We start from the raw sequence: 15,153 nt of genomic DNA, 5'->3' as shown, positions 1-15,153 counted from the left end.
TGGCGGATATCGCAGCACTCTTACTGGTTGAAATGTGAAGCAACAGTAGATCGGCAGGCGTGACTACTGGCATGGTGCTACTGCGCCCCCTCCTGACGGTGAACGTTGCAGATTATCCCAAATGACCTACTGATGCCACTGGTCCGCGAAGCCTGATTGGTAGGAGCTGATCGGGGCGGTTCTTCAGTACTCAGGTTTTCCGCGTTACGGACTTTGGAGGCGCTGCCGAGACGGCGCGGACCGCAGAGGGCCGACTCGAACGGTAAGGGAGGCCCGATTGGGTATGGGCTCCCCTACCGTTCGATGTCTCGCTGCTAGCCGAAGGCCGCCGCCGGCAGCTGAGGACCCTCGTCGCCTCCTTTGCAAGCGGGAGGATCCGCTAGCGGCAGGCGGTGGCCGTGGCTGATCGCTACACGACGCACGTCACGCAGGGCTTCAGTCATGTCCATCGCCAGGAGCCGGACCTCGTTCGGCTCTGCCTCCCCGTCACCGAGCACTTCGAGCGCGTGCTCCAGGAGTTCGCCAGCCATCTCCAGCTGCACCGCTTCGGTGTTGTCAGTCAGGCGGGACAGGAAGCCGCTGCCCTCGGTGCTCCGATAGCAGGGGTTGCCCTCGGGGCCTGACCGCGGGAGGAGCCGTAGTTCGTTGTGGGTTGTCACCCTCCGTTTGTCCTCTCGTCGGTCATGCGGTGGGTGGTGAAGAAGGCCTCGGTGCGGTCGTCGGGTAGCACCAGGAGCGCCGCCTTGACCACGCGTCCCGTGCTGCCAGCCGCCACTCGTGTGATCGCGAGAACTGCCAGTGCTGAGCTGATGCGAAGGGTCGCCGCTTCCTCTGGTGTCGGAGGACGGGCGCAGACTCGTTCCCGCACCTCGGCCAAGGGCGGGCGGAGCGCTGCCAGCTTCGCCTCAACGCTCTTGCAACAGTGCGATTCGGCGGGAACGTCAGCCGGCGACAGGTCGCGAGGGACGTAGATGCGAGCGAGGCTGTGAGGTGACTTCCCCTCGTGGCTGAGGCAGAGGAATTCGGTGAGTGGGCTGCTTGGCGACACCCCCAGCAGGCCAATCAGTTGACCGTGGGCCTGGAGGTTGGTGGTGCGGAAGCTGACGCGTAACACCGACTCGGGCCAGGGCTCCGTCCTGAGTGTGCAAGCACCGCCGACGTACGTGATTCTGTGGTGGGGGTAGCGGACGAAGTTGCCCTTGCCGTGGATCTTCCCGACGAGTCCTTCACTCTGGAGGACTGCGAGGGTGCTCCGCAGTGTCGGCGTGCTGACCGCGTAGCGGGAAGCGAGCTGGGCCTCGGAAGGGAGGCGTTCGCCGGTCTTGATCCGGCCGGTCGAGATCTTGTTCCGGATGTCATCGGCGATGACGTGACGGCGAGAGGGCACGGACTGCATCACCACCTTCTCAGCGTTCGCAGGGCTACGAGCCGAGTGTGCGAGTGCATGGTGAGCAGTTCGCCCGACTCGAAGCTCAGACGCTTCGCCCCACCACCAGACAGCTGGAGGAGGTCGGTCACGCGACACGGCTGACCGCCGATCTGGATGATGTCGCCGCGCTGCACGCTCGCTGAGGTGATGTCGACAGGACCGGCCATTGCATCGCCCGGTGCCCAGCCTTTCACCGGGGCACCTCCGTCCGGCCGTTACGGTTGGCGGCCACCGTGTGGCAGGCGCAAGTGCACGCCTCGTAGACCACGGGGACGCCGATCGGTGCGGTAGCGGGTGAAGATTGCGCGCACTCATAGTGCGTACCGATCCGGCAGGAACTCGACCGGTAGGGAACGGCCTTCGTGTGGGCCACGCGAAGCTGCTGGCGAGGAGGCATCAAAGGGCCTCCGCCGTCGCGAACCAGTTGTGCGCAAGGCGATCGCGAGGCGCGACGGCCGGCCTGACGAGCATCGGCGAACGGTGACGTCGGCTCATCAAGACGCAGCGCTCATCGGTGGGCGAGACGGTATGGCAGATACGGTTGAACACGCTGATCAGCTCCTATCGCTGATGGCCAGGCCCCCGGACATCGCCCGTCGCGGGGGCCGTTGTGCGTACGGGGCCCATAAGGTGCGGCTGTTCAAGCTGTTGGCGACGAGCCCGAACCGGTCGGCCTCCGCTGCTGCTTCCAAGACCTCCCGCCACGAGTCGGCGGAGAGCGTTCCGGTACCTCCGCTTCGATCGATGTGAGCCGGGCGTGCTGCTCCACACGTGGGGTGAGGCCGGCGGCGGACAACCGGGCTGCGATGCCTTCGGCTCTTAATTCCGAAGCAGGCACAGGGCAGCCTCCGTCATGGGTGATCACTTGGAGTAAAGCTAGTTAACTAAATTAGAGCTAGTGGACTAGATTTTCCATATGCCTGAGCAGCCGCCGTATCTCCGCATCGCTGACGAGCTCCGGCGACGCATCGCGGAGCAGGAGTGGGCGCCGGGGGACCGGCTCCCGTCACGCGCCCAGATCGCCCAGGAAAGCGGCGTCGGTGAGAACGTGATCCGCCGGGCTCAAGAGCTGCTGATCTCTCAGGGAGTGCTGGAAGGCCACGCCGGATCAGGCACGTACGTCGCCTCTCCTCGTCAGCGCGTACGCATGGTCCGTTCCTCAGCACACGAGCAGCCCAACGGCTCCCCGTTTCGCGCGGACATGAAGGCCCTGGGCAAGCAAGGGGATTGGGAAAGCCGGACCGAGGTGAAGGTGCCGGCACCGGCGGAGATCGCGTCGCGCCTCGGTATCGGCGAAGGCGACCTGTGCGTTCGCACCGTCTACGAGTTCCTGGCCGACGGGAAGCCGGTGCAGTTGTCGACGAGCTGGGAGCCGTACGACCTCACGGGCGGCACGCTCGTCGTTCTTTCGGAGGGTGGGCCACACGCCGGGGCGGGCGTGGTGAACCGCATGGCCGCGATCGGCATCACGGTCAGCCACGCCGTGGAGCAACCGGAGCCGCGGCAGGCGAACGCCAAGGAGGCATCGCTCCTCGGTGTCCAGAGGGCCAGTTCGGTCACGCACATTCGGCGGACGTATTACAGCGACGAGGGGCGGCCCGTGGAGACAGCGGACGTCGTCGTCCCCGCCTCTCTGTGCGAGATCGTCTACGAGATCCCCATCAGCCGTTAGTGGAGTGGACGCTCGCGGCCCGATGTTTTTGCCGCAAGGCGCGTACCAGTGGTAGCGGAGAACCGCGATCAACAAGGGTTCGATCCGAAGGTTCGCAGCAGTGTCCCAACGAGCCGTTCCACCTGGTCAGCACCCACAAATAGGACAAAACTGCCGGTGATTCTCAAGCTCAGGGACTCGTCCATCGGATATCCATTGGCCACCTGACATGTGGTTCTGTACCTTGCCCCCATGACCGACAACCGAAGGGGCAATGCCGCGTAGGCGCCCGTCAGCCCTGCGAGGCGACCTCCCGCTCCGTTACCTGAGGTCGCGGCGATACCCGTACATTGATTGTCTTTCAGGGGCCTGCCAAGCGGACCTCCGTAAGCTAGAACGAACCCGCTTCTGGCCCGAAGCAACGGAAGAGGCGTTCTGGCACTGGAAGGCACTTGCCCAGGGCCCTCTCAGGCAACTTGTGGACCAACTCGAAGCTTCTGACTGCGGCATCCTTGAGTGTGGTTGTTACGGCGTCGGCTTCCGCAGTCACCTCGAAGTCGTGCTTCACGCGCTGCCCAGGAAGAGTGCGCGCGAGTTGCGCGCCCTCGTGTTGGCTCTCGACGAGAAGATTCTGGCTAGAGCCAGAGGCATCCCGGCTGACAGCCTGGACATGCCATGGCAGCGAGGTCAGCTCTGAGGCTCGGGCAGCCGTCTCAGGTTCCGTCTCATTCAGCCGAGTTCACAATCGTTCAGACTAGGCGCAGAAGGAGATCGCCGCGCTGGCTGCACAGTCATGGACGCAGGTGAGCAGCCTCGAACGACATCCAGCAAGCCACCAACAGACGTGGAGCGCGTTGGCGGTGCAGAGCCTCAGCAGGCGTCTGATGATGGCGGGCCCGGTTGGTTTTGCCGGACCCCGGTGCATGCCACCAGCGTGCCGCCGTCCTGGTCGAGGAACAGCATGAAGATCCACGACCCATCAGTAGCCCGGATCTGACCCAGCCGGACCGGTCCGTCGTATCGGTTGAGGCGTTGCACGGCCGGCTCAAGGCCGGACGTCTCGATGCCCTTCCGGAGGGTGTGTCTGAGCCGGCGCCCATAAACTCTGGCGAGAGACACGGCAGACGTCATGCCATCCCAGACAACATAAGAGGCGTCGGCGCGGAGGGCAGACAGAGCAGCCACAGTCGTCTCGTCGTCACCGCTGAGCAACCGTTCGAGTTGTTCTCGTTGCACGCTCTCACCCCTGGCCCCGATGGTGCTGTACAGCAACGAAGTACAGCAACCCCGGCAATCGCCAGCACCCAATACTGGTCGCCGTGCTCCTCCCCGCAGCCTCTATGACCTCCAATGACCGATCTCGTCAGAGCTACGGATCAGAAGGCTGCGAGGGGGGTGGGGTGCGGAGCCATTCGGCGTCCTGGGCCCCAGTAGTCCGGGGACCTCGCACATTGAGGATGCGGCTATCACTCTACGTGGAAGGCGCTCATAGCCTCGTCTACGAGACGATCGCGCTCCTCCTCAGTGGGGACTGACTCTGTGAGGGCAGTTCCATGGTCCAAGCGGAAGCCCTCCACGCAACACCCGGACGGAGTTTCGGATCTACTTGTCAACATCGGCAGCCAATTTCGTTCGCTTGACGCAGAAATTCGCTCAGCCACCTGCGCGTCGTCCTTAAGGTCTTGCGGTAGCTTGATTTCAGATCCGACGATGGCGGCATCCTTGAGGTTTGACGCCGACAGACCTTCAACCTCCGTCAGATCCCCGCTAAGGAGCATCACTCCAGCAAGATCTGCCGAACTCATTTCACATCCCATCAAATCTACTCCCGCCATGTTCGCGAGCGAGAAGCGCGCACGATCAAACGTGCAATTCTGGATCTCCGCGTTGACGAGGCGTGCGTACCTTAGGTCGGCCAATTCGAAGTCAGCGCCGACCACCTTGGCCCCGTACCAGACGGAGTTCCACAGGTCACAACAGGAGAAATCAACCCCGCTCAGCTCGATCTCCCCGAAGTGCGCATGCCTGAGGACTGTAGAACCGAAGCTCACCTCCATGCCTTTGGCGTTGTCGAGGAAAGCGCCATCCATGATGGCCTCGTTGAACGCGGCGCCATCGAGGAGTGTCTCCCTGAAGTTCACCTTATGTAGGTGCGAGGCGCACAGGTCAGCTCCTCGCAGATCGGAGCCAGTGAAGTCCGTCTTGGCCAGGTAGCGAGCTGACAGGTCGGCCCCGCGCAAGTCCAGATTGCGCAGGTCTAGACGATTGGCCTCCCTTCTCGATGGGCGGCGCCCGAGCACAGTGAGTGCGGCTTGAACTATGCTGCTGGGGCTCACTCCTTCGTAGTCGGGAGGGGTATTCTCGGGACGTCGGGCATGCTCGCGTATAAACCCGGCAATGACCTCAACGATCGTTTCGTGATCCTTCTCTGAATCTTTCATGATGCGTTCTAACGCGTAGATGCCGCCGAGCTGTTCAGTCGTCCCGGTAGATGCCAATAGTTTGATCGCTTCAACATAGCGATCCGTAACCTGCCCTTCGCGGACCAAGTCGGCCTGTTCACGGTCTTTCTCCCGGGTGTGCTTCAAGGTCTGATGCGTGTAGACCAACCCGGCTCCGGCAATGCCAGCTGCACCAAGGGCAACAAGTCCAGTGCGAACGCCAGTTATAACTACACCGTCAGCAGGCTGAAGGTCTTTGCTATGCAGGTGCGATCCGTCGATCCACCACGGCAGACGCCAGAACAGCACGGAGAAGATCACTAAGGCCAGCAGGACGCCAAGTCCGTACAACAGTCTCTTCATCGAAGGAGTCACAGTCGCAAGTGTGCCCGCCGGGCCACACGCTGCTCCGCGAAGGGGGCTACCTCTGAGGATCATTTGCGGTTCGGGAGCGCGCGAGGCCAACCACATGCGCATGACGCCAGCCGGCACCGGTCTGACATCACCAGCTGACATCACCAGCAGCGGGCGGCCGCGACCTCAAGCACACGAAGACGACTACACCGCTGCCAAGCCGAGGTAGTTCCGCCAACTACTCCCGAAGCTGGGGCCGAACCGTAAAGCGAAGGTCGTCGGTTCGAATCCGACAGGGGGCTCTGAGAAGTCCAGGTCGGCTAGTTGCTGACCTGGGCTTTCTTTATGCGTGCGCCCTGCGGGACGGGAAGGCGATGATCTTTGCGCCCTCGCGTGAGGCCGAAGTGAGGCCATCGCGTTCTGTGGTGGCCACGGCCGAAGCGAGTTGCCGCTGCGGGACCTCGACCGGTACCGACTGCGGCTCCTCGCCCGCCTCTTGCTTCGGCTGGCGGGCAGCGCCCCTGGGGACGATGGCAGCGGTTGCCTCGGCAGCCAGGACAGGACGGCTGCGCAGGGCGCGGTATACCGGTCTGCTGACGGCCGTCTTTGACAAGCGAACGGGAGGCGAGGGCCTGGGGAAGGAGATCGAGTTCCAGCGGCGTCCCCTCCTCGACCGCGCTGACATCCACTCGCGCCGCCTCTGGGACATGCTCCGCCGCCGGGCCGTTCCCGCGGATCTGCAGGAGGGAGAAGAGCTGGAGCAACCGGGCGGGCCGGGGTGTCCGTGCTGGTCATCGTCATGTTCTCCAGGATGGTCATCCAGGACATGACCTGACCTCAACCCCGTTTACGTTCTCCGCATGACCTCAACCACAGCACCCAGTGCCAGTATGCCGGGGCCGTCCGTGGACCCTCCCGACCGCCGGCGCTGGTTCGCCCTGGCCATCGTCATGACAGCGGCCTTCATGGACCTCGTCGACATCACGATCGCCAATGTCGCCCTGCCGACCATCCAGCACAACGACGGCGCCTCGGCCGCGCAGATCCAGTGGAACACCGCCGGGTACGCCCTCGCCTTCGCGGCCCTGCTCATCACGGGCGGCCGGCTCGGCGACATCTTCGGCCGCAAGCGCATCTTCCTCCTCGGCATCGGCGGGTTCACCGTCGCCTCTGCGCTGTGCGGCTTCGCGGCGAACCCGGAGATGCTGGTCGCCTCGCGGATCCTGCAGGGCGGCATGGCGGCGCTGATGGTGCCGCAGGTGCTGTCGATCGTGCACACGACGTTCCCGGCACACGAACGCGGCAAGGTCTTCGGCCTGTACGGCGCGATCGTGGGGCTGGGGGCGTCACGGGGCCGCTGCTCGGCGCGCTGCTGACCGAGTGGAACATCGCCGGGCTCGAATGGCGCCCGATCTTCCTGATCAACCTGCCCGTCGGCATCGCCGCGCTGCTGCTCGGCTCGCGCATCATCACCGAGTCGAAGGCGCCGAAGGCCCTCAAGCTGGACCTGGTCGGCGTCGTCCTCGTCACGCTCGCGATGCTGGCACTCGTCTACTCGCTGACCGAGGGCCGCGCGAACGGCTGGCCACTGTGGGGCTACGCCATGATGGCGGCGTCCGTCGTGATCGTCGGCGTGCTGATCGCGTACGAGAGGGCGAAGACCCGGCGCGACGGCTCCCCGCTCATCGAGTTGTCCCTGTTCAAGGTCAAGAGCTTCGCGGCGGGCATCGCCGTGCAGACCGTCTTCGGCGTCATCACCGGCATCTTCTTCCTGACCTGGACGCTCTACATGCAACTCGGCCTCGGCTGGAGCGTGCTGCGGGCGGGCCTGACCGGGGTGCCGTTCTCCCTCGCGGTCTCGTTCGCGGCCGGTATCTCCGTGCAGAGGCTGGTGCCGCGTTTCGGTCGCAAGGTCCTCCAGGCGGGCGCGCTCACGATGGCGGCGGGCGTCCTGATCTACGTGTATGAGTCCGGGCACTACGGCCTGTCCATCGCCTCCTGGCAGATGACGCTCCCGCTGGTTGTGATGGGTCTCGGCATGGGACTGATCATCGCCCCGCTGACCAACGCGATCCTCTCCGAGGTGCCGAGGGAGCACGCGGGTTCGGCGTCCGGGCTCATCAACACGGTGATGCAGATGGGCAACGCGCTCGGCTTCAGCCTGGTCTCGGTGATCTTCTTTAACGTCGTCGAGGAACACCTGCGGCAGGGCGCGGGCAGCGCCGCCTTCATCGACGGCTTCCACAGCGTGCTGCTGTGGGCCGCGGGCATCCTGGTCGGCATCTTCCTGCTGATCTTCGCCCTGCCGCGGCGCGCCTCCGGCGACCGGGGGCGGGGTGATGGGGGCCGAACGGGGGAGCGGGAGCGGGAGTTGGCGGGAGCGCCCCAGTAGAGGCGCCGCGCGGGGACCGCCAGGCGCTGGACCGAGCCACATGGTCCAATGCCTGCAGCTCGTCCGCGGGCCGGTCCCAGGCCACCACCGGCATCACGATGCGTTCAGCACTGCGCTCGACGTGGGCCCCTTCACCAAGGGCATGGTCAGACTGTTCGGATCGACCACATGGCTGCCCGGGTTCGTGGCGATCCCGCCCTCGGGCGGCATGCGCACTACAACGTTCTCCCTGGTCAAGGAGTCATCAGGCACCCGAAAGCCCCCTGATTCCCGAGCTCAGAGCGCGGGTTCGATTCCCGTCACCCGCTCCCTGCGAAAGCCCCAGGTCAATGACCCGGGGCTTGTTCGTTATCTGGAGCATTTCCAGGGCACGTGCCAGGAGCGTGCCGTAACGCACTGATTGACGCGCTCAGTTGAGGGGCGCAAGCCCCCTAGGGGCGATCCAACCGGTGTCATCTCGCATCCTGAGGCGCATTTCATGTGCCCCTCATCGCACAGTCAGGGATGGCCGGCGGCTGTGCACCCGTGAACGGAACGCGTCCGAAAAGAGCCAGGCCGCCTGCTCATCGGCCTGGTCTTTGACACCGGCCGCGCCCTCATAGCGCTCGGCCGACTCGACTCGGCGGCGTCGCACACGAAGTGACAGAACTCGATGCCTCCTCCGCATGCCCGTCACCCCGATGTGCCATCCGTCCGGCTGCCGCGGGCGCGGCAACAGCATCCGGCTCCGACTCAGGCTCCGGCTCCGACTCAGGCTCCGGCTCCGACTCAGGCTCCGGCTCCGGCTCCGGCTCCGGCTCCTCCGCAGGGATGACCGGACGCGGCCACGGATACGACCAAGGGGTGGTCGAGGAGTGGCAGATGGATGGACGCCCGCCCTCCGCTCTCTGGCCCACGATGGCAAGCGTCCGCCTCCCGTTCGCGGCCGGAACCTTTGTGGCCGCGGCGGATCAGGTTCTTCCTACCTGCCGACAGGAGCACCCTCCCGTGACCACCCACCACTCCGGCGTCGCCACCGCCCCCCGCGCCACCGCGGCGGCCGCCCGCGCCACGGACCTCACCAAGGTCTACGGACAGGGCGAGACCCAGGTGGTCGCCCTGGACGCGGTCTCCGTCGAGTTCCGGCAGGCCCAGTTCACGGCGATCATGGGCCCCTCCGGGTCCGGCAAGTCGACGCTGATGCACTGCATGGCAGGGCTGGACGCGATCTCCGGCGGTTCTGCCAGGATCGGCGACACCGAGCTGACCGGGCTGAAGGACAAGAAGCTCACCCAGCTCCGGCGCGACAAGATCGGCTTTGTCTTCCAGGCGTTCAACCTGCTGCCGACCCTGACCGCCCTGGAGAACATCACGCTGCCCATGGACATCGCCGGCCGTAAGCCGGACCGCGCCTGGCTGGACCGCGTGGTGCAGACCGTGGGCCTGGCCGACCGCCTCAAGCACCGCCCCAGCCAGCTCTCGGGCGGCCAGCAGCAGCGGGTCGCGGTCGCCCGCGCGCTGGCCTCCCGGCCCGAGATCATCTTCGCCGACGAGCCGACCGGAAACCTCGACTCGCGCTCCGGCGCCGAGGTCCTCGGCTTTCTGCACGACTCCGTGCGCGAACTGGGCCAGACCGTGGTGATGGTGACCCACGACCCGGTCGCCGCCTCCTACGCGGACCGGGTGGTCTTCCTCGCCGACGGCCGGATCGTCGACGACATGCCCGGCCCGACCGCCGACACGGTGCTGGAGCGGATGCGGCACCTTTCCGGGGGTTCCGCCCGGACCCCCGGCCCCGGCACCCACGGCCGTACGACCTGACCAGCAGCCGCCACCCTCACTTCGGACCACTCCTCCAGGACTGAACCACCATGTTCCGTACCGCTTTGCGCAATGTGCTTGCGCACAAGGCCCGGCTGCTGATGACCGTCCTCGCCGTGATGCTCGGCGTGGCCTTCGTCTCCGGCACCCTGGTCTTCACCGCGACCCTCTCCGACGCCTACCGGGCCAGCTCCGAGAAGGGCTATGAGAACGTCGACGTCGCCATCCAGCCGAAGTCCTCGGACAGCGGCAGCGGCGCGCCCGGCGCGGACTCCCGGCTTGACCGCAAGCTGCTCGACAAGGCCGCCCAGGTGCCCGGCGCCGCCTCCGTCACCGGCACCGTCACCGGCTTCATCGCCATCGCCGACAAGAAGGGCAAGCCGATCGGCGACGGGCTCTCCACCCTCGGCGGCAACTACTTCCCCGGCAAGGACGGCAAGGACGCCCGCTACCCGCTGCGCGACGGCATCACCCCAAAGGGCGCCCACGAGGTCGCGCTCGACGCCCGCACCGCGGACCAGGCCGGCTACAAGGTCGGCGACACCGTCCGCCTCTCCGTCGACGGCCCGGTCCGTGAGCAGAAGCTGACCGGCGTCTTCACCACCGACGACGGCGCGGTCGTGGCCGGCGGCAGCCTCGCGCTGTTCGACACCCCGACCGCACAGAAGCTGTTCGCCGCACCCGGCACATTCAGCGAGATCGACGTCAAGGCCGCACCGGGCACCTCCCAGACGGCCCTGAAGACCGAGATCGACGCGATTCTGCCCAAGGGCAGCGCCGAAGCCATCACCGGCAAGCAGCTCGCCGACACCCAGGCCGAGATGACCACCAAGAGGATGAAGGTCATCGAGACCGGCCTGCTCGCCTTCGCCGGTATCGCCCTGTTCGTCGGTGTCTTCCTCATCGCCAACACCTTCACCATGCTGGTCGCCCAGCGCACCAAGGAGCTGGCGCTACTGCGCGCGGTCGGCGCCAGCCGCCGTCAGGTCACCCGCTCGGTGCTGATCGAGGCGTTCGTGGTCGGCGCGGTCGCCGCGGTCACGGGTCTGGCCACCGGTATCGGCATCGGCGCCGGACTGCGCGCCCTGATGGGCACGTTCGGCGCGACGGTGCCTGACGGGCCGCTGGTGATCTCGCCGTCCACGGTCCTGATCTCGATGATCGTCGGCATCGCCGTGACCGTGCTGGCCGCCTGGCTGCCGGGCCGACGCGCCGCGAAGATCCCGCCGGTCGCCGCAATGAACAGCGTGCACGCCACCGCGACCACCAAGTCCCTGGTCGTCCGCAACACCATCGGGGCGCTCTTCGCGGGCGCCGGTACGGCCGGTGTGCTGGTCGCCACCGGCATGAAGGACGGCGAGGCCATGATGGGCGGCGGTGCGCTGCTGCTGCTGATCGGTGTGTTCGTCCTGACGCCTTTGCTGTCCCGTCCGCTGATCGCGTTGGCCTCGCCCGTATTGCGCGCCTTCGGCACCCCGGGCACCCTCGCCCGGCAGAACGCGCTCCGCAATCCGCGCCGCACGGCCACCACCGCTTCCGCGCTGATGGTCGGGCTGACCCTGATCACCGGCCTGACGGTGATCGCGAGCAGCGTGCAGAAGGGCCAGGACAAGCGGGCCACCGAGGCGCTGAAGGCGGACTATGTCGTCTCCATGGCCACCGGCACGCTCTCGCCCGACGTGGCGAAGAAGCTCGGCGGCCTCGACGAGGTCACCGCGTCCAGCGCCATGCGTCTCTCCCAGGCGCGGATCGGGACCGAGACCGACTACCTGACCGGCGTCAACGGCAAGGACTTCGGGAAGCTCACCCAGCTCGACTTCACCAAGGGCTCGCTCGGCGAACTGCACGGCAACCGGGCCGTGGTGCCGCAGGTCACCGCCAAGGAGAAGGGATGGCAGCCCGGCTCCCGCATCCCGGTGACGTTCGAGGACGGCAAGAAGGCCACCCTGACCGTCTCGGGCATCTACCAGGGCGATGACATGATCAATGGCATCATCCTGGACAACGCCACCCTGGCCCCGCACCAGAAGCAGACCAGCGATGAACGGGTACTGCTCAAGACCAGGGACGGTGCCACCGAGGCCACCAAGGACTCGCTGGTCACGGCGCTCGGCAAGAACCCGGCGATCACCATCGCGGACAAGCAGGACATCTCCGAGAGCCTCTCGCAGAAGCTCAACCTGATGCTGAACATGCTCTACGGGCTGCTGGCCATGGCCGTGATCGTCGCGGTGCTCGGCGTCATCAACACCCTGGCGATGTCGGTCTTCGAACGGGCGCCGGAGATCGGCATGCTGCGCGCCATCGGCCTGGACCGGAGCGGCGTCAAGCGCATGGTGCGGCTGGAGTCACTGGTGATCTCGCTCTTCGGCGGGGTGCTCGGCATCGGCCTGGGCGTGTTTTTCGGCTGGGCGGCCGGTGAACTGATCACCGTTGACTTCAAGGAGTACGAACTGGTCCTGCCCTGGGGCCGGATGGGCCTCTTCTTCGCCTTGGCAGCACTCGTCGGCGTCCTGGCCGCACTGTGGCCGGCCCGCCGCGCGGCCAAGCTGAACATGCTCGCGGCCATCAAGGCCGAATAGCGCGCCACGGGCATAGGCGCCGCTCACCGGGCCTGTTCCCCGTTCCCCGCCCGCCTGCCCCTCCCAGGGAGCAGGCGGGCGGGCCCGCACGCCAGGTAGCGGCGGCGGGGGCCGTGTATCTCCTGGCCGAGCGCGACGCCTGACGCGACGCCTCAAGAAAGCCCGGCATCGTAGGCGAGGATCGCGGCCTGGACGCGGTTGGTGCACTCAAGCTTGGCGAGAAGGCGGGTCATGTGGGTCTTCACCGTGGACTCGCTCATGTGCAGCAAGCCGCTTATCTCCGCGTTGGACATGCCCTGGCCGACCAGCCCCAGCACCTCGACCTCGCGTTCGGTCAGGGCCGAGATGCGGCGGCGCGCCTCGGTGCCCCGCAACGTGCCGCGGGTGGAGAAGGTGGAGATCAGTCTGCGGGTCACCGAAGGGGCCAGCATGGCATTCCCCTCGTGGACGGTCCGGACGGCGTGTGTGAGGTCGTGGGGCGGGATGTTCTTGAGCAGGAAGCCCATCGCTCCCGCTTCCAGGGCCGCGTGCACGTACTCATCGAGGTCGAAGGTGGTGAGCACCACTACTTTGGGCGAGCAGGGCAGCTTGGCGATCTCCACGGTCGCGGCCAGCCCGTCCATCACCGGCATCCGGATATCCATCAGCACCACATCGGGCCGGTGCACACGGGTCAGATGCACGGCCTCCACCCCGTTGCCCGCCTCGGCCACCATGCTGATGCCCGGATCGGCCTGCAGGATCATGCTCAAGCCGGACCGGACCAGGACCTCGTCGTCGGCCAGCAGGACGCGAATGCTCATGGTGTTTCTTCCCTCGTGGGTATCACGGCCGAGACCCGGAACCCGCCGTCCGGCTTCGGGCCCGCCTCGAAGGCTCCGCCCAGGACAGTGACGCGTTCGCGGAGCCCGACCAGGCCGTGGCCCCCACTGGGCAGACGCGCGGTCGACGGCGCGCCGGGCACCTCATTGTCCACGGTGAGGTGCAACTCGCCGGGCACGTACCGCAGCCGGACGTGGGTGGCGGCTCCTCCCGCGTGCTTGTGCACATTGGTCAGCGCCTCTTGGACCAGCCGGTACGCGGTGCGCTCGGCCGTCGCGTCCAGCAGCCGGGAGGGGCCCGACGTGGTCAGTTCGATCCGCATACCGGCCGCGCGCGACTCGTCGACCAGCCTGGACAGGTCGGTCAGGGTCGGCTGCGGCGCACGCGGCGCGGACTCCTCGCCTTCGTCGACCCGCAGCACGCCGAGTACCTGGCGCAGCTCGTCCAGCGCCTGCCGGCCGATCTCGCCGATGAGCCGGACCTGGCCGGTGTGCTCGCCATCCGCCATGCCGACTTCCAGGGCTCCGGAGTGGATGATCATCAAGCTGACCCGATGGGCGACCACATCATGCATCTCCCGGGCGATCCGCGCCCGCTCTTCCATACGGGTCTGCGACGCCAGCAAGTGCTGCTCACGTTCGAGGCGTTCGGCCTTCTCCCGCAGGTTCAACACCACCGTCCGCCGCGCCCCCACATACATGCCGGCCAGGACCGGCACGACCGTGAGAAAACCCACGTTCGGAAGGCCGGACACCAGGCCCACGACGGTGAACTCACCCTGGCCGGTGAGGAGTACGCGGGCGGCCGTGGCGACGGTGGCAACGGCGGACAACACCGCCAGGGTGCGCCGGCTGCGGCCGTACTTCGCCAGGGAGTACAGGCAGATGGGGAGCGCCTGGTCGCAGATGTCGGCAGGTATGAGCAGAATCACCGCGGCACACAGCCCCGCCGGCCAGCGCCGCCGCACCACCAGCGCCAGCCCGGTCAAAGCCGACAGCGCGAAGAAGACCGGTCCGGAAAGCCCGAGCGGATGGTCCACCGGGTCGCCAAAGAGGAGGGTGGGGAGCAGGGCATAGCCCAGCGCGGCCAGCGCGACCAGGATGTCGAAGACCATGCTCCGGCGGCTGTCCCACCACAGCGGCCGTGCCCAAAGGAACCCCGGGAGCCGTCGACACCCCTGTGCCTTTGCGGGGGGAGGTGACGGCGCGGGAGGCGGTCCGGGAATGCGCGGCTCGGCCCGTGCGACATCGCGAAGTCGCATGGCGGCTCCATCCTTCATGGGTGTGAGGGGGTCGTCACCGGCAGTGGGACCGTGCACTGCCCCGTCCGCCTGGTCGCCCATAGGTGGTTCAGTTCTCAACGAATTGCCAGGTCGGTTGGACCAGCATGCAGCACTTCGGCTACCCATGCATCAATCGATCGTCGTACCGACCGGTAGGGGCGAGGGAGGCGGGTGCCATCGACGCACGCGCGCCGGACCAGAGTCCACCGGCCGGCCGCCCACAGGAGTTCGGCCGTCGTGGCCACCGCCCACGGGACCATCGCGCAGGAGAAGCCGGACTCGGCAGCTGCACCTGGAACTCCCGCTGAACGAACTGCGGGACCTCGCCTCCCCCGCCGCTTCTCGTGCCGGCGGCAGCCGTGCCGCCAAGCCGCGGCAGGGCTCGATGCCCGTCCCTGGC

At 66.7% G+C, this 15,153-nt stretch carries 8 protein-coding genes and 2 pseudogenes; 4 read left to right on the top strand and 6 right to left on the bottom strand.

Annotated features, from left to right (window positions below; translation table 11 throughout):
- Positions 1-314: 314 nt before the first annotated feature.
- From OHS81_RS14675 to OHS81_RS14665, 3 genes and pseudogenes are all read right to left on the bottom strand, one after another.
- Positions 315-659, bottom strand: a complete 345-nt coding sequence (locus OHS81_RS14675; RefSeq protein ID WP_328385223.1) for a hypothetical protein — start codon at positions 657-659, stop codon at positions 315-317.
- Complete coding sequence (locus OHS81_RS14670; RefSeq protein WP_328391167.1) at positions 656-1,396, bottom strand: GntR family transcriptional regulator; 741 nt, start codon at positions 1,394-1,396, stop codon at positions 656-658. Before OHS81_RS14670 ends, OHS81_RS14675 begins: the two co-directional genes overlap by 4 nt.
- 594 nt (positions 1,397-1,990) lie before the next feature.
- A pseudogene (locus OHS81_RS14665) lies at positions 1,991-2,267 on the bottom strand (hypothetical protein).
- 78 nt (positions 2,268-2,345) lie between these two features.
- Between OHS81_RS14665 and OHS81_RS14660 the strand changes: the two are divergent.
- Positions 2,346-3,101: a GntR family transcriptional regulator gene (locus OHS81_RS14660; protein WP_328385222.1), complete on the top strand. Its 756-nt coding sequence runs from the start codon at positions 2,346-2,348 to the stop codon at positions 3,099-3,101.
- A gap of 1,445 nt (positions 3,102-4,546) precedes the next feature.
- Here the strand turns inward: OHS81_RS14660 and OHS81_RS14655 are convergent.
- Positions 4,547-5,896: a pentapeptide repeat-containing protein gene (locus OHS81_RS14655; RefSeq protein WP_328385221.1), complete on the bottom strand. Its 1,350-nt coding sequence runs from the start codon at positions 5,894-5,896 to the stop codon at positions 4,547-4,549.
- 839 nt (positions 5,897-6,735) lie between these two features.
- On the opposite strand from OHS81_RS14655, the pseudogene OHS81_RS14650 reads away from it, so the two are divergent.
- The 3 genes and pseudogenes from OHS81_RS14650 (at position 6,736) to OHS81_RS14640 (ending at position 12,649) form a co-directional block, all read left to right on the top strand.
- A pseudogene (locus OHS81_RS14650) lies at positions 6,736-8,267 on the top strand (MFS transporter).
- Positions 8,268-9,254: 987 nt separating this feature from the next.
- Complete coding sequence (locus OHS81_RS14645) at positions 9,255-10,067, top strand: ABC transporter ATP-binding protein (RefSeq protein WP_328385220.1); 813 nt, start codon at positions 9,255-9,257, stop codon at positions 10,065-10,067.
- 50 nt (positions 10,068-10,117) lie between these two features.
- The gene (locus OHS81_RS14640) at positions 10,118-12,649 is read left to right on the top strand and encodes an ABC transporter permease (protein ID WP_328385219.1); all 2,532 of its coding nucleotides are present in this window, start codon (positions 10,118-10,120) and stop codon (positions 12,647-12,649) included.
- Positions 12,650-12,801: 152 nt separating this feature from the next.
- On the opposite strand, the gene OHS81_RS14635 is transcribed toward OHS81_RS14640, so the two are convergent.
- Both OHS81_RS14635 and OHS81_RS14630 read right to left on the bottom strand, forming a co-directional pair.
- Complete coding sequence (locus OHS81_RS14635) at positions 12,802-13,452, bottom strand: response regulator transcription factor (RefSeq protein ID WP_328385218.1); 651 nt, start codon at positions 13,450-13,452, stop codon at positions 12,802-12,804.
- Entirely contained in the window at positions 13,449-14,732 is a 1,284-nt protein-coding gene (locus OHS81_RS14630) for a sensor histidine kinase (protein ID WP_443058705.1), read from the bottom strand. Before OHS81_RS14630 ends, OHS81_RS14635 begins: the two co-directional genes overlap by 4 nt.
- Positions 14,733-15,153 lie beyond the last annotated feature (421 nt).

Origin of the sequence: Streptomyces sp. NBC_00400 (assembly GCF_036048035.1) — a bacterium.
Classification (GTDB): Bacteria; Actinomycetota; Actinomycetes; order Streptomycetales; family Streptomycetaceae; genus Streptomyces.
This window is presented reverse-complemented; position numbering and strand designations above follow the sequence as displayed.

What these genes read in the sequence shown, in the direction of transcription:
- OHS81_RS14640 (WP_328385219.1), top strand. Translation starts at nt 10,118, where the DNA reads ATGTTCCGTACCGCTTTGCGCAATGTGCTTGCGCACAAGGCCCGGCTG.
- OHS81_RS14635 (WP_328385218.1), bottom strand. Translation starts at nt 13,452, where the DNA reads ATGAGCATTCGCGTCCTGCTGGCCGACGACGAGGTCCTGGTCCGGTCC.
- OHS81_RS14660 (WP_328385222.1), top strand. Translation starts at nt 2,346, where the DNA reads ATGCCTGAGCAGCCGCCGTATCTCCGCATCGCTGACGAGCTCCGGCGA.
- OHS81_RS14670 (WP_328391167.1), bottom strand. Translation starts at nt 1,396, where the DNA reads ATGCAGTCCGTGCCCTCTCGCCGTCACGTCATCGCCGATGACATCCGG.
- OHS81_RS14630 (WP_443058705.1), bottom strand. Translation starts at nt 14,732, where the DNA reads ATGCGACTTCGCGATGTCGCACGGGCCGAGCCGCGCATTCCCGGACCG.